The sequence below is a fragment of the Sporosarcina sp. NPDC096371 genome (assembly GCF_044762865.1).
Classification (GTDB): Bacteria; Bacillota; Bacilli; order Bacillales_A; family Planococcaceae; genus Sporosarcina.
In genome coordinates this window covers 397,956-416,781 of record NZ_JBIWFE010000001.1, presented here as the reverse complement: position 1 = coordinate 416,781, position 18,826 = coordinate 397,956, and the positions used below count along the sequence as shown (strand labels likewise).

Here is an 18,826-nt window from a genome sequence, read left to right as displayed (position 1 = left end):
AGTAGTATATAAAGACCGAAAAGAGAATGCAAGCATAGAAATGCGGAAGCGGCCTGAATAGATGCGACAGGCACTGGAGGGCTTGAAAATAAAGGCGCTTTTTGCCTTTATTAGCAAGACCGAAGTGACCCGAGCATCTGGCCGCTGGAGCTAGACACAATTGAAATGCGGAAGGCGCCGTTTTATGGAACGAAACCTAAACTCGCCACGTCCTGCGGCAACGGTTTCGTGACCTACATCCTGTAGGCCTGCGGCAGACATAAGACAAATTGCCTTTCGAGGCGTACTTTGCCTCATGGGCGAGATGGCTTATGTCCGAGCATCTGGCGCCTGGAGCTAGACAGCATAGAAATGCGGAGACGACCGTTTTATGGAACGAAACCTAAACTCGCCGCGTCCTGCGGCAACGGTTTCGTAACCTACATCCTGTAGGCCCGCGACAGGCATAAGATGTTTTGGCGAAGCGGCGCCTTTTGCCGCACAGCCAAAACAGCTTATGACCCGAGCATCTGGCGCCTTACAGCTAGACACAATAAAAATGCGGAAGGCGCCATTTAGATGCTCCCAGAGAAGAATTCCACACTCGGTACAACTCTATTAATCCAATCTCTCCATACTTAGAGCACCCGACAATTCAAGTTGCGACCTGAGCGTAACATACTCCGAATCTTCCCAGAAATGATTAGACGCTAATAATCGCTCTGCGTCTTTCCTCGCGGTTTCAAGAGCCCTATAATCGTGAACAGGATCTGCTATTTTGAATTCCGGCATTCCACTTTGCTTTCTGCCAAAGAAGTCGCCCGTTCCCCTTAATTCCAAATCCTTTTCCGCCAAGACAAAACCATCATTCGTTTCTGTCATGATTTGCATCCGTTCTTTGCCTTCCTCCGTTTTCGGATCAGCCAGCAAAACACAATAGGATTGATCTGCCCCACGTCCTACACGCCCCCTAAGTTGATGGAGCTGAGCTAGACCAAACCGCGTCGCATCATAGATAAGCATAAATGTCGCATTCGGTACGTTAACACCGACTTCTACAACAGTTGTTGAGACAAGGATATTGATGTTTCCATCGCTAAACTCCCGCATAATGTCATCTTTATCATCTGCATGAAGACGGCCATGCATAAGGCCAACCGTGTATCTACCAGCGAAATGAGTGGACAATTGCCCATGAACATCGACCGCATTTTGAACATCCAATTTATCGGACTCCTCTATTAACGGACAAATCACATAGGCTTGTCGTCCCGCACTTAGCTCATTTTCCATCTTGCGTAAAACGGGAAGAAGCGAATCTTCCTTCAGCCAATGCGTCTCGATTTTCTTCCTTCCAGCAGGTAATTCATCGAGAATCGACACATCCATTTCACCAAACGCAGTGATGGCAAGCGTCCTCGGAATAGGCGTTGCAGTCATAAATAGGACATCCGGATTTAATCCTTTATCCCGTAAAATCCGCCGTTGTTCGACACCAAAACGATGCTGTTCGTCCGTTATCACTAATCCTGGATTGCTAAAAATAACATCTGGTTGAATCAGTGCGTGCGTGCCAATTAACAAGTCAATCTCGCCCAATTCTAGCTGTTCAAGCAAAGCTCTTCTTGCTTTCGCTTTGGTTGAACCCGCCAAAAATGCAACTGTAACCCCATGAGGTTCCAACCATTCCGCAAGTGAAGTCGCATGCTGCTCGGCAAGGATTTCTGTCGGAGCCATCAGTGCCCCCTGGAAACCTGCTGTGATGGCTGCGTATAAAGCAATAGCCGCAACAACCGTTTTACCCGAACCAACATCTCCTTGCAACAGGCGATTCATACGAGTTGGACTCTTCAATTCTGCACATAATTCATTCACGACTCTTTTTTGAGCGCCCGTTAGTTCAAATGGCAAACTTTCAATGAATGCTTTCACCTTAGCCAGATCATAATCAACGGCAACACCTTGTTCTGCTTCTTTACGCGCTTTTTTCATACCCAACATTTTCAGTTGAAACATCAGTAATTCTTCATAGACAAAACGTCTTCTCGCATGCTTGACGTCTTGGGGACTTGTTGGGAAATGGATTTTTTCAAGCGCTTCTTCGATTCCAGGCAATCGATAGACTTCACGCAAATCTACCGGTAGTGATTCTTCATGTTGTCCAGCAACCGCGTCCAAAGCGTTGCGCATGAAACGACGAAACGTCTTTTGATGCATAACAGCTTTCAAACTGTAAACCGGTTCAAAATCAGCTTGTTCCGTCTTTGGACCATCTTTGAAATTGCTAACATTAATCACTTGTCGACCACGATCCCACTTCCCTGTGACCGTAACAATCATGCCAGGCGCGAGGCGATCTTTTAAATAGTGCTGATTGAAAAAAACCGCCTTCACAAGATGCCTACCGGCAAGAAGACGGACTTGTAGACGAGACCTACTTTTACCTAAAAAAAGAACGGAAGGCTCACTTTCGACCCTTCCTTCAATCGTAACCCGTTCGTTATGTGGTGTTTCAGTCAAATCTTTCAATCTAAAATCTTCATGACGATACGGGAACGTCATGACAAAGTCGTGAATTGTCGAGATGCCGAGTGCTTCGAGCTGTTCACCCGTCGACTTCCCAACTCCTTTTATCGTCGTGACAGCATCATGAAGTGACGATGTCACGATCAGCCTTGTCCTTACCGAAAATTTTAGCCTCAAGCGCTTTTCCTGTTGGTGTCGCAGCTAGACCGCCTTTTGCTGTTTCCCGTAACGCAGAAGGCATTGATTGACCAATTTTATGCATCGCTTCAATCACTTCATCTGTCGGAATACGACTCACAACACCCGCAAGCGCCATATCTGCTCCAACGAGCGCCTTAGCCGCCCCCATTGCATTACGTTTAACACAAGGCACTTCGACGAGACCCGCAACTGGATCACACACAAGCCCAAGCATATTTTTCATAACAATGGAAAACGCTTCTGCACTTTGTTGGGGTGTACCGCCTGCCATTTCAACAATAGCGGCTGCTGCCATTGAACCTGCTGATCCTGTTTCAGCCTGGCAACCACCTGCCGCGCCTGAAATGGATGCATTATTCGCAACGATAAAACCGAATGCACCTGACGTAAACAGATAGTTAATCATTTGTTCCCGTGTTGGGTGTAATTTATTTTTCACAGCAAACAATGTGCCAGGTACAATACCTGCAGCTCCCGCAGTCGGTGTCGCACAAATCGTGCCCATCGCTGCATTCACTTCATTTGTGGCAACCGCTTTACTCACAGCATCCAACAGCAAATCGCCCGATAAACCTTTTCCTGTCGCTATATAGTTTTGAAGAAGTACCGCGTCCCCACCCGTTAAACCGGATGTCGATTGAACACCTTCTAGACCTCTTTCAATCGCATTTTCCATCACAGTCAAATTGTTATCCATCTGTGCGATAATATCTTCCCGCGACCGCTTCGTAATCAGCATTTCTTGTTCGATCATGATTTCTGAAATGGGTTTCTGTTGTGACTCTGCTAATGCTACAAGTTCTTTAACCGTACCAAATAGAATATCCATGTATGTGTTCCTCCTTAATTCGCTAACGTTGAAACTTGTGTAACATGGGGCAATGCTTGCAATTCATTAAGTAACGTTTCATCAATCATCTGATCGACTTCAATCACCATCAGTGCCATTTCCCCTTTTTCTTTCCGCCCCACTTCCATATGCGCGATGTTCATACCCTGCATCGCAATCACATTGGAAACGTTTGCAATAACACCAGAACGGTCATCGTGAACAACGAGAAGTGCAGGATAATGCCCTGACAATCTTAACGGGAAACCATTTAAATCGACAACTTCCATCGTTCCCCCACCGATCGAAATCCCAGTCAGTTCCATCGTCCCTTGGCTGTCTCCAATGACAAGTCGCGCCGTGTTCGGATGGATTGCTTCTTCCTCTTCTGCAATAAATTCAAAAGTCATGCCAAGCTGCTTTGCTTCAGTAAACGCCGTTTTGATACGTTCATCGAAAGTATCATAGTCTAGCAATCCCCCGATGATTGCAACATCTGTCCCATGACCTTTATACGTTTCTGCGAATGAACCATAGAGATGTATCCGAGCCCATTCTGGTTGTCGTCCAAAAAGTGTCCGTGCGACACGGCCAATGCGCGCTGCGCCGGCAGTATGTGAAGAAGACGGTCCTATCATGACAGGCCCAATGATTTCAAAAACGGATCTATATTTCATAGTGAATATCCCCTTTAAGATGAAGTAATGCTCTTATTCATTTTACACGAATAAATACTTTAAAACAAAAAATGTTGTTTTCCAATTTCATTATAAAAGAAGCAGTACACCGAAAACACGGCGTACTGCTGACATAACGATTATTCGACTGAAATGATATAGGGATATAACGGCTGTTTCCCGTTATACAATTCAACCTCTGCATGGCTGAAATTATTCTCTACATAATTCACCATAGAGGATGCTTGTTCTTTGCTTACATCTTCACCATATAAAATCGTGACAATTTCATCGTCTTCATCAATGAGGGATGCAAGTAGTGTCTTCATCGCTTCATCAAGTGAAGGCGTTGAAATCATAATCTTGCCGCCTGAAATACCCATGAAGTCATCTTTTTTAATGTCTACGCCATCAATAGACGTATCTCGCACAGCATGCGTAACTTGTCCGGTTTTGACAAACGATGCCGCTTCCGTCATTGCACTAGCATTCGCAGTCACTTCAGCTTCCGGGTTGAATGCCAAGATAGCCGCGAGTCCTTCCGGTACAGTCTTAGTAGGCACAACAGCCGCTTCAATTCCGACCACTTCAGCCGCTTGTTCAGCAGCCATGATGATGTTTTTATTATTCGGCAAGATTAGGACGCGTTCTGCGCCGACTTCCTTAATCGCCTTGACGATATCCTCAGTTGATGGATTCATGGTTTGTCCGCCCTCAATAACGGCAGATGCGCCAACACTTCTCAACAAATCAGCAATGCCAGCCCCCATCGCAACTGTGACAACTGCATATGGGTGTGTAACAACTTCTTTTTTCGTCGTGTTTTGTGTCGAATAATTTTCACCGACGATTTCAATATGTTGTTCACGCATATTTTCAATTTTAATCTTGATAAGTGAACCGAATTGTTGACCGTAATTCAGTGCATCACCCGGTTCTTCTGTATGAATATGTACTTTTGCAACTTCCTCATCAGAAATGACAAGTAGCGAATCACCAAATTGACTCAAAGCCTGGCGGAAATTAGATTCATCATATGGATTTGTTGCTAATTTATCAGCTTCGAATTGCACCATGAATTCTGTGCAATAGCCAAATTCAATATCTTCCGTATTCATAAATCCTTGTACGCTACGGTGGTGCTCAGCGTTCACAAGATCATCCATTGATCCGACAATTGTTCTTTCCGGGAGTTCCTCACCTTTTAGGCATGCTAAAAAGCCCTCGTATACATAAACGAGACCTTGACCACCACTATCGACAACGCCAACTTCTTTTAAGACAGCCAATAAGTCCGGAGTCCGTTCAAGTGAGGCTTTCGATTCTTCTACTATCGCTTCCAAGACTTCGATGATATCATCGGTCGTCGTAGCTTTTTCTACACCGACATTTGCAGCATCCTTCGCAACCGTTAATATTGTTCCTTCAACTGGCTTCATAACCGCTTTATAAGCCGTTTCTACACCATATTTTAAAGCGGCTGCAAATTGCTTACCATCTACAATAGCCTCATCTTCGACTGATTTCCCAAATCCACGGAATAGCTGTGAAAGGATGACACCTGAATTACCACGCGCCCCCATCAGCAAACCTTTCGATAATGCGTGCGCAGTCTGACCCAAGTGGGCAACAGCGTTTTCTTCCGTTTCCTTAGCACCTGATGACATGGACAAATTCATATTTGTACCTGTATCACCATCTGGCACTGGAAAAACGTTCAACGAATCGACATAGTCGGCATTTTGGTAAAGGTGGTGAGCACCCATCTTTATCATTTCAGCAAACTTTAAACCATCAATGGACTTCATTAAAATTACTTCCTCCTTCTACAGGTTGGTCACTCGGACTCCCTGGACGAAAATATTGATAGATTTGACAGTCATACCAACTGTCTTTTTTAATGTATACTTGACCTTTGATTGAACTTGGTAAGCTACTTCTGAGATCTTAGTACCGTATCCTACAACAACATACATATCGATATGTGTATCTTCCCCAACGTTACGAACGATAACTCCGCGGGAAAAGCTTTCTTTTCGAAGAATTTCCGTAAGTCCATCCCGAATCTGATGTCTTGAAGCCATGCCAACAATCCCGTAACATTCAATCGCCGCTTCGCCAACTACTTGAGCAATAACGTCATTTGTAATATCGATTTTGCCGTATTCATTTTTCACTTCAATTGACATGAGTAGATCCCCCTTGCATCTTTTCACACTTACACCTATTGTACTATATCTGCAATAATAATAAAAGAAAGCATTCCTTCAATCAAACATATACACTTCAATATCGTATTGAAGAATAAAAGTGCCGGAGCCTAGACGCAAAATCCCTGTGTCGTAACTTATCCACAGCACGAAATTTTATAATTTCCTATACAATAAAAAACGTGTAAAGGTAATTACCTTGAAAGATGTCGTAAAAAAGGTTGCAACACAGTTTATCATATGATACATTATTATGGTATGCGAATAACAAGTAAATCGCTTAATCATCATTCGCAAGGAGGTACTAACTATGGCTAAAGTATGTGTTATTTCAGGACGCAAAGCCCGTGCGGGAAACAACCGTTCACACGCAATGAACTCAAGCAAACGTACATGGGGTGCGAACCTTCAAAAAGTCCGTATTCTCGTTGACGGCAAACCTAAACGTGTATGGGTTTCTGCAAGAGCCCTTAAATCTGGTAAAGTTCAACGCGTTTAATTCTTGATAACTGTAAGAAACTTTTTTAGAGTCTTACAGCTAGATATGAACGAGAAATAAAACACCAGGCTGAAATTGCTTCAGCCTGGTGTTTTTTCTTTTTTCTTTTTCTTGGTTCTACTACTACTATTACTTGCCGTCGCTTTTGACGGCCCCTCTTTTTGAAAAACAACCAAACACTTCCGGACAAGACCACTCACAACTTTCGGCATCGTAAATGTATAAACGCGCAATTCCCCACTCCTTTCAGGAATCTGAACTCCTTACCATTAAGCATATGCCGGTATGGAAGGAGATAGTACAGACTTCTGCAGCAGGTTCATTACTTGTGAATCGAGTCATTCCTGTTTTTAGCGAAGCATCTACCGTTTCGTATTTAAAACCGGAAAGAGTTAACCCGCAAACATCCCCACCGAAAGGAAAAAAAGATACATAAGGGAAACGTTCGTTCCGTACACACTCATGTACACCTGGAGGAAGGATGGATAACTCATTTGACGTATTACGTATCGAAAATGCCGTCTGATGATGGGTCATTTGAAGCCGGTACAACAGGTGAAGGGCGGATTCCATATGATCCAGCCTTCCTCCTGTTACTCCTGTTAAAATCACTCGATCAGGATGATACGCAAGCGCACAGTCGACAGCAAGTTCTGTGTCGGTTTCATTTTTTTCTGAACGAAACCGTCCAACTTTACGAACCACTGCCGCAATTTGATCGTATTCACTCATTGTAACCGAATCGAAATCACCGACAGCTTCATGCGGGGTAATTCCTTGTTGCAACAGGTGTAAGGCCCCTCTGTCCGCACCAATGAAAACCGTGTCGTCTTGTAGAAATTCCGTCATATCCACAATTTCCGATTTTGGTCCCCCTGCACAAATGACGGCAAGCGTCATTTTACTAGCGCACCTTCACCAGCTAACTTAATGCGCTGTAAAGCTTCCGCACGGTCTGGTGCATTGAAAACAGCCGATCCAGCAACAAGGATTGTTGCCCCTGCTTCAACACAAGGAATAATTGTTTCTTCGTTGACGCCACCATCAATTTCAATTTCAATCGGCAAATTACGTTCACGAATAATATCCGAAAGTTGTTTCACTTTTGGAAGAACCGAATGGATGAATTTCTGACCACCAAATCCAGGATTTACCGTCATAAACAACACCATGTCTACTTCCTCAAGAACGTGTTGGATCGTTTCAATCGGTGTATGCGGGTTCAACACAACACCTGATTTTACACCAAATGATTTAATCAATTGCAGTGTACGGTGTAAATGCGGGCAAGCTTCAACGTGAACCGTGATATAATCTGCCCCAGCCTTCGCAAACTGTTCAATATAGGCATCAGGGTTGCTAATCATCAAATGGACATCTAACGGTAATTTTGTCACTGGTCTAAGTGCTTCAACAACAATTGGTCCCATTGTAATATTCGGAACGAAATGGCCATCCATCACGTCGATATGAATGAGTTCAGCTCCCGCTGCTTCTACTTCTCTTACCTCGTCGGCAAGTTTTGAAAAATCTGCTGCTAAAATGGAAGGTGCTATTTTAATCATGTTTATTATACCTCGGCTTCCTGTCTAGTATTTCTTGCATAAATTGCAAGTAGTTCTCATAGCGGTGACGCGGCATTTCGCCGGTCTCCACTTGCTCTTTCACCGCACACTTTGGTTCTTTCATATGAAGACATCCCCGGAACTTACACCCCGCAGACGCCTCATCCATATCAATGAAGTAATGAGACAATTGTTCCTTCTCGATATGATCGAATTCGAGCGAACTAAATCCCGGTGTATCCGCAACCAATCCCCCAGCAACCTCAAGTAGTTCCACATGGCGTGTTGTGTGCTTTCCACGACCAAGGGCTTCCGAAATCACACCGGTTTTCAATGCCAGCTTCGGCAGCACAGTGTTTAGCATAGTCGATTTACCGACACCCGACTGCCCCGCTAAAACAGTTGTCTTGCCCTCCAAATACGGTTGGAGCGTATCAGATAGAGAATCATCATCAATAAATGTTTCGATAACATCATACCCGATTTTTTTGTAATAAGCAGCTGCTTCTGCTACTTTCTCTAATTCCTTGTCATTCGCGAGATCTTTCTTTGTCAGGCAAATCACCGGTGTCACACCATACGATTCAACAACTACAAGAAATCGATCCAATAAATGCGGGCTAAATGCAGGCTCTACCATCGAAAATACCAGCAGCGCCTGGTCAATATTAGAAATCGGCGGGCGCACAAGCTCATTGCGCCGTTCATGGACAACCGTAATCAGCGCATCATTATCGCCATCAGGTACAAAGGTCACAAAATCTCCAACAAGGGGGTGAATCCCACGGTTTCTGAATACCCCCCGACTCTTACATTGAATCAATTCCCCATCTTGTTCCACATAATAAAATCCACTAATCGCTTTTCTAATTTGTCCCTCTGGCATCCAATACCTTCTTTCTAGTTGGCGTCACTGTATTTAACCGGTACCTCGGCAATTATTTTGCCATCTCTCTTAATCATATAGGCTCCGGACTGCCCATCTTCCAGTTCAACCTTGATCGTTTTCACCGCGTTCTCCGTAATGGTGAACTCTTCAACAGGTTTATCAATCGAATTCGACTTATCCTGAACATAAATTTTGATCTCTTGAGGGACTAGCACAGGTGGTTCCGGTTGTACCCAATTTCCATCCTCATCCACTTCATCGCCATCACTATTTATCACTTCAGGTTTATATTCGATTGTCACAGTATGGAAAAAGACCTTATCAGGTTTTTTCTCTTCCCCTTTTGACACAGTAACCTCGACATGTTCACCAGCCTTCATGTCGGTCCCCTGTCTAGGTTTTTGCCGAATCACTTCCCCGGCGGCTACGGTAGATGAAAATTCTTCACTGACAATTCTGATGTCGATACCAGATGTGGCTGCATAGTTATCAAGTTCTTCTTTATTGAACCCTCTTAGATTACCAAGTTTCTGCGGGGCTTTTCCTTTACTTACCGTAAATAAGACATCGGTTTCTTCCGGTACAACTTCAGTACCCTCTGTCGGATCCTGATCCAAAATGGTGCCAGGATCTTTATCCGAAAACTTTTCAATTGGTTCCATCACATTGAAACCTTGGTTGGCCAGGAAGTCTGCCACTTGCTCATAATCCCTGTCCATATAACCGTTAAACTCTACCGTATCTTTCCCCGAACTCACATATATCGTGATAGGAGAACCGACATCTCGTTTCTTTTCCGCTTCTGGGACTGTGCGAATGACTTTCCCACTCTCAAATTCTTCAGATGGCTCTTCTTTTGTTTCTTCCACCTTAAATCCTTTTTCTACTAGCATATCTACCGCTTTTGTAACATCTTCTCCCGCAACATCCGGAACGACTTCTTTTTTAGGGCCTAATAGAATTGGCAATAGCAACAAAAGAAGGATTAAGACGACCACACCAGCGATTCCACCTACAATGAATGGCCACTTCTTACGTTTTTTAACGGGTGCTTGCGGTGGTTCAACAACAATCGGTTCTTTCTTTGGTGGTTCAACGTTGTCGAATTTGGCTGTATTTTTGACAATTGGTATACTACGCGTCCGATCATCATCGTATGGCACGCTGAATTTCTTTTCATTTACCCGTTCCTGTGACAGCGCTGTCAGTAAATCTTCATACATCTCATCCGCCGAACGGTAACGATGTGTAGCATCTTTCGCCGTCGCCTTCAAAATGATGTTTTCAACACTTTGCGGAACCGACGGGAATAGTTCTCGAACTGAAGGCGTTTCTTCCTGTAAATGTTTCAACGCAATCGCAACAGCTGTTTCTGCCGAAAACGGCAACTCTCCCGTCAACAATTCGTAAAAAACAATACCTAGTGAATAGATATCCGACTTCTTCGTCGCCATTCCACCGCGTGCCTGTTCAGGCGATAAATAATGAACCGTACCAATCACTGAGTTTGTTTTCGTATGAGCCGTCGCACTCAAGGCCATCGCAATCCCGAAATCAGTAATTTTCAAATTCCCATCTGCATCCATTAAAATATTCTGCGGTTTAATATCGCGGTGAACAATCCCATTATGATGCGCATTTGAAATAGCCGAAACGAGCTGTCTCATAATCGGTAATGCTTGTTTCGGTGCTAATGGGCCATGCGATTGAATGAACTTTTTCAACGTCTGTCCTTCCACATACTCCATAACCAGATAAAGAAGTTCACCCTCTTCACCGACATCGAAAATATCGACGATATGCGGATGTGTTAGACTTGTTGCAGATAGCGCTTCCCTTTGAAATCTACGCTTCAACTCTTCTTCATTAGCAAAGTCATAGTTCAGGACTTTAATCGCTACATCACGATTCAGGATCATGTCATGCGCCAGATAGACCTTCGACATTCCCCCGTCACCAATGCTTTTAAGTATTTCGTAACGTTCTCCGATTCTACTTCCAATCACGGATTCTTCACCTCCACTTCGGTAGAATCTATCAAAATAACGGAAATATTATCTTCCCCACCCATTTTATTTGCTAAATCCACAAGTTGCTTTGCCTTATCATGTAATGCTGCATCCGATAGGACCACTTCACGCATAAGCTGCTGGTCGACCTTATTACTCAGACCATCTGTGCATAATAGCAAATAGGATCGATCATTTAACTCAATGGAATATAGATCAGGTTCAATGGTCTTTTCAGATCCAATCGCCTTCATAATCCAATTCCGTTGGGGATGAACTGCCGCTTCTTCCTCAGTAATTTCCCCACTGTCTAGCAGTACATTAACGTAGGAATGATCACGCGTAACTTGGCGAATTCCATTGTCATTGATTGCATAGACGCGGCTATCGCCTGTATGGGAAACCAAACATGTGCGCCCCCTAATAAGTGCCGCCTCTAATGTCGTGCCCATTCCCTTTAGGTCTTCATTTTCATTAGCTTCCGTATAAAGTAGTCTGTTGACGTGATTGACAACCTCCCGAAGCCATTCTGCCCAGTGCTGCTCTTCCTCAAAGTCGGCACTATTCAACTCCATAAAATGTTCACCAATCACTTGAATGGCTGTCGAACTTGCATAATCTCCTCCAAGATGCCCACCCATACCATCTGCAATGACTGCAAGGATGATACCATTTGGAAGTGTAAAAACGGCTGCACTATCTTCATTGACCGTCCTTTTCCTACCCACATCCGATAAGATTTCGAATCGCAACGTCCATCCCCCCTTGTTTGCTTCAAATCTTCTAAGAAATAAGTAAAAATAAAATGATTTATTGAACCCACTACCGTGGGAGGCCCCTCTTTTAAGGTGCCTCGCTCAACATATACACATAGTCAATTTAGTGTTTTTTACGAAATGCTGCGACAAAAAAGCCATCGCCTCCAAAATGTTGTGGTAGCACTTGAAGCGTGTCGTTCTCAATCGCCAATTTATCCAGTTTTTCCAATTGCGCCAAAGGAATCTTTTCCATATCCTCATGACGTGCTAGAAACTGTTCCACCATCCCGCGATTTTCAGTATACTCCACTGTACAGGTACTATAGACGATAATACCGTCTGGTTTGATCAATTCACGTGCTGTGTCAAGAAGATCTGATTGAATTTTTGTCAGACCAGTAAAATCGGCTTCCGTTTTATTGTATTTAATCTCAGGTTTCCGACGAATAACACCAAGACCACTACATGGTGCATCAACAAGAATACGATCGAAGGATGCCGTAGCGTACAGTTCCGTCAACTTCCGGCTATCCCCACTTTTTGCTTGAATAGATGTCAGACCAAGGCGGGTCGCATTCGATTCAATAAGCGCCAGTTTATGTTCATGAATATCATGCGCAAACACTTCACCTGTATTGTTCATCTTCTCGGCAATATGGGTCGTTTTCCCGCCTGGAGCTGCACACATATCAAGTACTTTCATACCAGGCAGTACATCCAATGCCAATACCGGAAGCATGGAGCTTTCATCTTGTATGGTAATAAGTCCTTTTTTATAGGCTGCTGTGCTCGCTGGATTGCTGTTTATGGAAATGATGCACTCCGGAACAACTTCCCCAACCCTTACTTCGATACCTTCCGATTCAAGAGAAGCTATCACTTCAGCTACTGTCGCTTTTGACGTGTTGACGCGAACTGTCATCGCTGGCGGATTATTGTTCTCATGCGCCATAATTGTCGCTTCCTCTACACCGAACTGCTCGCTCCAACGCTTTATAAGCCATTCCGGATGACTCGTTTCAATAGCCGTCTTGGCTATACCATCCGCCATGTCGTCCAGTGAACGAACACCTTTGCGCAATACAGAACGAAGAATTCCGTTGACCGTTGGCGCAATGCGTTTATGCCCTCGTCTTTTCGCAATTTCTACCGCTTCATGAACTACGGCATGCGGCGGGATTTTCGTTAGGTAAACAATCTGATACAGTGACATTCTCAGTAATTCCCGTACCCAACCGTCCAATTTACCACGAACAAAAGGTTCAAGATAATAATCGAGCGCCATGCGATGTTGCAACGTACCGTACGTCAATTCCGTCAATAAACCACGGTCTTTCGTTTCAATACCATATTTTTCAATCGTTCGGTGAAGCAATAAATTGCTATATGCTTGGTTATTATTGATTTCCATCAAAATGGATAGTGCTGCGTCACGGACATTGCCGTTCCAGATTTTCTTTTTCGGTCTAGTATTCATTCAAATCGGTCTCCTTCGTTCCATTTCGATCCGGTTCCACGAACAAATACATCCGCCGGCATCCGCTTTTTCCCGGCTGGTTGGAGATCAGTTATGGCTATAGCGACGTCATCACCCGCTTGGACAATGATTCGGTCTTGTTCAATCTTAATAATCGTACCTGGTTCTGCATTTTCCTGCGAAGCGACCTTTTCGCCCCACCATACTTTGACGTTTTCACCTTGAATGGACGTATAGGCCACTGGCCAAGGATGCAGTCCACGAATTTGATCATAGATCGCCTTGCCGCCTTTTGACCAATCAATCCGTTCTTGTTCACGTGAAATATTACGAGCAAATGTTACGAGTGATTCATCCTGAACAATTTGCTGATTTGTACCATCTAGTATAGAAGGAAGTGTTTCTTTTAGCAGCTGTGTTCCTGCCACGGACAATGCATCAAACATAAGTCCCGTATGATCCGTATCCTCGATCGGCACAACTATTTGTGAAATAATGTCGCCTGCATCCAGTTTTTCAACCATATACATAATCGTAACGCCCGTTTCCTTTTCCCCATCCATGATCGATTGATGGATAGGTGCACCGCCACGGTATTTTGGCAATAGGGAAGCATGAACATTAATGCAACCCAGTCGTGGAACCTCTAACAATGCCTTAGGTAAAATCTGACCGAATGCCGCAGTCACAATCAAATCTGGTTTAAGTGCAATAATTTCTTCTAGTTCAGCAGAACCCTTCAGTTTTTCCGGCTGAATAATGGGTAAACCAAGTCGAAGAGCCTCTACTTTTACTGGAGGAGGCGTCAAAACACGCTTGCGTCCGACTGGTCTGTCCGGTTGCGTGACGACTGCTGAAATGGTATGGCCTTCATTATGTAGCATCGTCAGGACTGACACCGAAAATTCAGGCGTCCCCATAAAGACGATATTAGTCATGGTCACTCACCGTCTCTTCTTCATCTATTTCTTCGAATTCAGACGGATCTACCATACGGATAATTTTCGAATCGAATAACACGCCATTTAAATGATCAATTTCATGCAAAATGGCACGGGCTTCATAATCTTCCGCTTCAATTTGGTACAACGAACCGTCGCGTTCTTGTGCTTCCACCCGAACAAAAAATGGTCTTTCTACTTCACCATAGATTCCTGGGAAACTGAGACAGCCTTCCACTTCAATTTCAGAACCTCCAACGGCAGTAACGACAGGGTTGACCAATTCAATGACATCTTGTCCTTCACCCATATCGACAATGGCGACACGGATTGCTTCGCCGATTTGCGGTGCTGCGAGACCAATGCCGTCCGCCGCAACCATTGTGTCATGCATATCATCCAAAAGCTTCGCAAGCTTCTTATCAAATTTCACTACTTCTTTACACATTTGTTTGAGCACCGGTGCCGGATGCTCCACGATTTTACGTATTGCCAATTCAATTCCTCTTTTCTTCTACTTATATATATTGGACTAAAGAATCCTTACAACAACGCCCGGCGCTTAAGGAAGGATTGAACTGCATCCTTCCCCGGAAAGTAAATAGAATCAATCGTCCAATATATATTTTATTATTAATAAATCGACGCTGGTTCCATATCAACGGTCATGGTTAAACCTGCTTTGATCCAGTCCGTCCGGTAATACTTAATGAGCTGTTGTAATGTCTCTGTCAACTTCGGCTCTTTTTTGTATTTTATCAAACATTGGTAACGATATCTATTATTCACACGGCTAATGGCCGCCGCAGTTGGGCCGATGATGACCGTGTTCGGCGATAAGTTCCCTTTTAAGAACCTTGCTCCTTTATCCGCAAAGTCAGCAACTTTCAGCAAGTCTTCATGTGTGAACTGGACAAGTGTCACAAAGTAAAATGGTGGGTAACCAAATTGTCTTCTCGCCGCCATCTCCAGATTGTAGAACGGTTCATAATGCTGATCTTTTGCCAGCTCAATTGCGTAATGTTCTGGAGAATAGGTTTGGATGAACACCTCACCTGGCAACTCGTGACGACCCGCTCGTCCACTCACTTGCGTCATGAGTTGAAACGTTTTTTCCGCAGCACGGAAATCAGCCAGATGAAGCGTTGTATCTGCTGCCAGTACGCCGACAAGCGTAATGTTCGGGAAATCCAGCCCTTTGGCAATCATTTGCGTCCCGAGTAAAATATCCGCTTTCCCTTCACTGAACTGCCTGAGCAGCCGCTCATGAGAACCTTTTTGTCTGGTCGTATCGACATCCATCCGAATAACACGTGCCTCCGGAAACAGTTTAGCAATTTCCTCTTGTGCTTTTTGAGTACCTGTTCCAAAGAATCGAATATAGTCACTTTCACATTGTGGACATTCTAGGGGTACATGTTCTTCATGGCCACAATAATGACATTTCAGCCGTTCATTAGCACGATGGTACGTCAAGGAAATATCGCAGTTCGGACATTCAACAACCGTTCCACAGTCCCTACACAAGACGAATGACGAAAACCCACGCTTATTGAGAAATAAAACCGTCTGTTCTCCTTTCTCCAAGCGGATACGAACTGCTTCCGCCAATGGCAAAGAAAACATCGAACGATTCCCATTCTTTAATTCTTCGCGCATATCAACGACCGTTACTGCGGGAAGTTCCTGGTCTTTCGCCCTTCTTGTCAAGGTCAGCAATGTATAGACCCCTTTAGAAGCCCTTGCATAGGATTCCAATGACGGCGTAGCACTGCCTAAAATAACGGGACAACCATAGTATTCCGAGCGCTTAATGGCAACGTCCCTCGCATGGTACCGTGGCGTATCTTCTTGTTTATAAGTCGATTCATGCTCTTCATCTAGAATAATGATGCCGACATTTTCAAATGGGGCAAATATCGCTGATCTTGCACCAACGACCACCTTGACTTCACCCCGTTGAATTTTTCGCCATTCATCGTATTTCTCTCCAGCCGATAACCCACTGTGCATCACCGCGACGAGTGGACCGAAGCGTTCTTTAAAACGTGACGTCATTTGCGGTGTCAACGAAATTTCTGGCACAAGGACGATGGCTTCCTGCCCTTGATCCAACACATGTTTAATAGCCCGCAAATACACTTCTGTTTTCCCACTCCCCGTTATGCCGTGAAGGAGAAACGTTTCCGCTTTCCGGTTATCCGTAGCATGTCTCACTGCATCGAGGGCGACTTGTTGTTCTCCAGTTAATGCTACTGGAATGGCTGTATCTTTTAACTTTGGAGCTTCCGGTTCACGGTACACCTCGGTGTATTCTTCCGTCGCAGCTCCTCTTTCAATCACCGATTTTAGCACAGCAGTCTGGATGCCCGATTGCTCCATCAGTTGTTTGGCAAGTATCGATTGACCTGCACGATCTTTCATCCAATGCAATAATTCAATTTGCTTTTTCGCATTGGACTGTATGGAATCGAGTAACGCTTGAAGCGTCTCTTCGGTTGCGATTTGAATCATCCGAACTTTTTTCACAGCTGTTTTCTGATTGACGGCCGTGTCGACTGTTAGAATGCCTTGTTTAGCGAAACGTTTCACTGTGTTCAACAGACCTAACGTATCGGCTTCTTTCAACGAAACCCGTTGTCGTCCTGCCAGAAATCGAAGAAAATCCTCATCATCTATGTTCTCCGGTTCATCCACAACGATGAACTTTTCATATTTCGCACGCATCGCAGCCGGCAACATGACTTGGAGCGCATCAATTTCATAAGCCAGTGTCTGAACTGCGAGCCAGCGTGATAAGGTCAGCAATTCAGCAGAAATCACTGGCTCAAGATCAATCAATTCATCAATTGACTTCAATTTGGCTACATCAAGTCCGCTCTCTTCTTTTAATGCCGTTACATAGCCCAATACTTTTCTCGGCCCAAAAGGTACTTTCACACGGATACCCCGCTCGATGACCGCTGCCATTGTTTCAGGAACAAGATAATCGAACGGCCGATCAATCGGATACGCGGATACATCAACAATAACCTCAGCGATCATTGAGTTGTTCACTTTCTTCTTGAATAATGGCCTCAAATAGCACTTTCGCCAATGCTGTTTTCGCCATCGCTTGGAAAGGCTGATGCGTGCCGCGTTTGGATAGCAGTGTCACAACATTTGTATCACTGCCAAATCCTCCAGCTGGATCCGTGACATCATTGACAATGACATAATCTAAGTTTTTACTTTCTAATTTGCCCATTCCGTAGCCAACGGCATTGTTCGTTTCCGCGGCAAAGCCAACAAGAATTTGGTGGGTCTTCATACCACCCATTGTTCTTAAAATATCCGTCGTTCGTTCAAGTTCAATCACTGAATCACCTGCTTGCTTTTTCATCTTCTCCGGATGAATGTCTTTCGGACGATAATCCGCAACAGCAGCTGACTTGACAACGATATCTGCGTCATCGAAGTGTGTACGCACTGCTTCCAGCATCTCTGCCGCACTTTCTACATCAATCACCGTCATACCAACGGGCTTATCGAGTCCAACAGGACCGGAAATAAGTATGGTTTCTGCTCCTAATGCAGCAGCAGCTTCCGCCATCGCATAGCCCATTTTACCACTCGAAAAATTCGACACATAGCGTACAGGGTCAATCCGTTCACGGGTCGGACCTGCAGTGATCACGACTTTTTTTCCTGAAAGCGGAAGATTTTTCGATGATGTGAATCGTTGTGCTATCAATTCCACAATTTTTTCTGGTTCTTCCAAACGTCCTTTTCCTATATAACCGCATGCCAAAAAGCCCTCAGACGGTTCAATGAATTGATAACCATCCTCGTGCAATGTAGTCATATTTCGGATAACAGCTTTATTTTCATACATATGGACGTTCATAGCAGGTGCAATCCACACTTCTGCTGTCGTGGCTAAAAGTGTCGTCGTGACCATATCATCAGCAATACCATTCGCAAGTTTACCAATCACATTCGCTGTAGCAGGGGCCACAACGACTAAATCCGCCCAGTCGGCCAGATCGATATGTGCGATCACACGAGAGTCTTTTTCGTCGAATGTATCAACAAATACATCATTGCGGGACATCGCTTGGAAAGTCAGGGGTGTGACAAATTGCTGTGCCGACTCCGTCATAATGACCTTCACCTCTGCCCCCGCCTGCGATAACTTACTAACAAGTGCTACAGCTTTATAGACCGCGATTCCACCGGTTACACAAAGGAGGATTTTTTTGTTCAACAACACTGTCCTCATCCTTT

Annotated in this window: 17 protein-coding genes; 1 reads left to right on the top strand and 16 read right to left on the bottom strand. The window is 44.4% G+C overall.

Annotated elements, in window-relative coordinates; genetic code table 11:
- Positions 1-597: 597 nt before the first annotated feature.
- The 5 genes from recG to ACIQ0H_RS01875 form a co-directional block, all read right to left on the bottom strand.
- Positions 598-2,646: an ATP-dependent DNA helicase RecG gene (recG, locus tag ACIQ0H_RS01895; protein ID WP_403410100.1), complete on the bottom strand. Its 2,049-nt coding sequence runs from the start codon at positions 2,644-2,646 to the stop codon at positions 598-600.
- Complete coding sequence (sdaAA, locus tag ACIQ0H_RS01890; protein ID WP_403410097.1) at positions 2,627-3,535, bottom strand: L-serine ammonia-lyase, iron-sulfur-dependent, subunit alpha; 909 nt, start codon at positions 3,533-3,535, stop codon at positions 2,627-2,629. The genes recG and sdaAA overlap by 20 nt, the downstream gene beginning before the upstream one ends.
- Before the next feature lie 14 nt (positions 3,536-3,549).
- On the bottom strand, positions 3,550-4,212 hold the full coding sequence (gene sdaAB / locus ACIQ0H_RS01885; RefSeq protein ID WP_403410094.1) for an L-serine ammonia-lyase, iron-sulfur-dependent subunit beta: 663 nt from the start codon (positions 4,210-4,212) through the stop codon (positions 3,550-3,552).
- Between the two features lie 140 nt (positions 4,213-4,352).
- On the bottom strand, positions 4,353-6,020 hold the full coding sequence (locus ACIQ0H_RS01880; protein WP_403410091.1) for a DAK2 domain-containing protein: 1,668 nt from the start codon (positions 6,018-6,020) through the stop codon (positions 4,353-4,355).
- Positions 6,021-6,038: 18 nt separating this feature from the next.
- Entirely contained in the window at positions 6,039-6,401 is a 363-nt protein-coding gene (locus tag ACIQ0H_RS01875; RefSeq protein WP_403410088.1) for an Asp23/Gls24 family envelope stress response protein, read from the bottom strand.
- Positions 6,402-6,732: 331 nt separating this feature from the next.
- Between ACIQ0H_RS01875 and rpmB the strand changes: the two genes are divergently transcribed.
- Positions 6,733-6,921: a 50S ribosomal protein L28 gene (rpmB, locus tag ACIQ0H_RS01870; protein ID WP_403410085.1), complete on the top strand. Its 189-nt coding sequence runs from the start codon at positions 6,733-6,735 to the stop codon at positions 6,919-6,921.
- An 80-nt stretch (positions 6,922-7,001) separates the two neighbouring features.
- On the opposite strand, the gene spoVM is transcribed toward rpmB, so the two are convergent.
- From spoVM to coaBC, 11 genes are all read right to left on the bottom strand, one after another.
- Complete coding sequence (gene spoVM, locus ACIQ0H_RS01865; protein ID WP_403410082.1) at positions 7,002-7,154, bottom strand: stage V sporulation protein SpoVM; 153 nt, start codon at positions 7,152-7,154, stop codon at positions 7,002-7,004.
- A gap of 13 nt (positions 7,155-7,167) precedes the next feature.
- Positions 7,168-7,821 (bottom strand): thiamine diphosphokinase, encoded by a 654-nt coding sequence (locus tag ACIQ0H_RS01860; RefSeq protein ID WP_403410079.1) that lies wholly within the window; start codon positions 7,819-7,821, stop codon positions 7,168-7,170.
- Complete coding sequence (gene rpe / locus ACIQ0H_RS01855) at positions 7,818-8,486, bottom strand: ribulose-phosphate 3-epimerase (protein ID WP_403410076.1); 669 nt, start codon at positions 8,484-8,486, stop codon at positions 7,818-7,820. The genes ACIQ0H_RS01860 and rpe overlap by 4 nt, the downstream gene beginning before the upstream one ends.
- Entirely contained in the window at positions 8,479-9,372 is an 894-nt protein-coding gene (gene rsgA, locus ACIQ0H_RS01850) for a ribosome small subunit-dependent GTPase A (protein WP_403410073.1), read from the bottom strand. The genes rpe and rsgA overlap by 8 nt, the downstream gene beginning before the upstream one ends.
- A gap of 14 nt (positions 9,373-9,386) precedes the next feature.
- Positions 9,387-11,381 (bottom strand): Stk1 family PASTA domain-containing Ser/Thr kinase, encoded by a 1,995-nt coding sequence (gene pknB, locus ACIQ0H_RS01845; RefSeq protein WP_403410070.1) that lies wholly within the window; start codon positions 11,379-11,381, stop codon positions 9,387-9,389.
- Positions 11,378-12,136, bottom strand: a complete 759-nt coding sequence (locus ACIQ0H_RS01840; RefSeq protein WP_403410067.1) for a Stp1/IreP family PP2C-type Ser/Thr phosphatase — start codon at positions 12,134-12,136, stop codon at positions 11,378-11,380. Before ACIQ0H_RS01840 ends, pknB begins: the two co-directional genes overlap by 4 nt.
- A 127-nt stretch (positions 12,137-12,263) precedes the next feature.
- The gene (gene rsmB, locus ACIQ0H_RS01835) at positions 12,264-13,619 is read right to left on the bottom strand and encodes a 16S rRNA (cytosine(967)-C(5))-methyltransferase RsmB (protein WP_403410064.1); all 1,356 of its coding nucleotides are present in this window, start codon (positions 13,617-13,619) and stop codon (positions 12,264-12,266) included.
- Positions 13,616-14,557, bottom strand: coding sequence for a methionyl-tRNA formyltransferase (gene fmt / locus ACIQ0H_RS01830; protein ID WP_403412312.1), 942 nt, complete (start codon positions 14,555-14,557; stop codon positions 13,616-13,618). The genes rsmB and fmt overlap by 4 nt, the downstream gene beginning before the upstream one ends.
- Positions 14,550-15,056, bottom strand: coding sequence for a peptide deformylase (gene def, locus ACIQ0H_RS01825; RefSeq protein ID WP_403410061.1), 507 nt, complete (start codon positions 15,054-15,056; stop codon positions 14,550-14,552). Before def ends, fmt begins: the two co-directional genes overlap by 8 nt.
- 137 nt (positions 15,057-15,193) lie before the next feature.
- A complete protein-coding gene (gene priA, locus ACIQ0H_RS01820) occupies positions 15,194-17,605 on the bottom strand; it encodes a primosomal protein N' (RefSeq protein ID WP_403412309.1) in 2,412 nt (803 codons plus the stop codon).
- Positions 17,595-18,812, bottom strand: coding sequence for a bifunctional phosphopantothenoylcysteine decarboxylase/phosphopantothenate--cysteine ligase CoaBC (coaBC, locus tag ACIQ0H_RS01815; RefSeq protein ID WP_403412306.1), 1,218 nt, complete (start codon positions 18,810-18,812; stop codon positions 17,595-17,597). Before coaBC ends, priA begins: the two co-directional genes overlap by 11 nt.
- Between the last annotated feature and the right edge of the window lie 14 nt (positions 18,813-18,826).

Coding starts and splice junctions, on each gene's coding strand:
- sdaAA (WP_403410097.1), bottom strand. CDS start 3,535: ATGGATATTCTATTTGGTACGGTTAAAGAACTTGTAGCATTAGCAGAG.
- sdaAB (WP_403410094.1), bottom strand. CDS start 4,212: ATGAAATATAGATCCGTTTTTGAAATCATTGGGCCTGTCATGATAGGA.
- ACIQ0H_RS01880 (WP_403410091.1), bottom strand. CDS start 6,020: ATGAAGTCCATTGATGGTTTAAAGTTTGCTGAAATGATAAAGATGGGT.
- ACIQ0H_RS01875 (WP_403410088.1), bottom strand. CDS start 6,401: ATGTCAATTGAAGTGAAAAATGAATACGGCAAAATCGATATTACAAAT.
- rpmB (WP_403410085.1), top strand. CDS start 6,733: ATGGCTAAAGTATGTGTTATTTCAGGACGCAAAGCCCGTGCGGGAAAC.
- ACIQ0H_RS01860 (WP_403410079.1), bottom strand. CDS start 7,821: ATGACGCTTGCCGTCATTTGTGCAGGGGGACCAAAATCGGAAATTGTG.
- rpe (WP_403410076.1), bottom strand. CDS start 8,486: ATGATTAAAATAGCACCTTCCATTTTAGCAGCAGATTTTTCAAAACTT.
- rsgA (WP_403410073.1), bottom strand. CDS start 9,372: ATGCCAGAGGGACAAATTAGAAAAGCGATTAGTGGATTTTATTATGTG.
- rsmB (WP_403410064.1), bottom strand. CDS start 13,619: ATGAATACTAGACCGAAAAAGAAAATCTGGAACGGCAATGTCCGTGAC.
- fmt (WP_403412312.1), bottom strand. CDS start 14,557: ATGACTAATATCGTCTTTATGGGGACGCCTGAATTTTCGGTGTCAGTC.
- priA (WP_403412309.1), bottom strand. CDS start 17,605: ATGATCGCTGAGGTTATTGTTGATGTATCCGCGTATCCGATTGATCGG.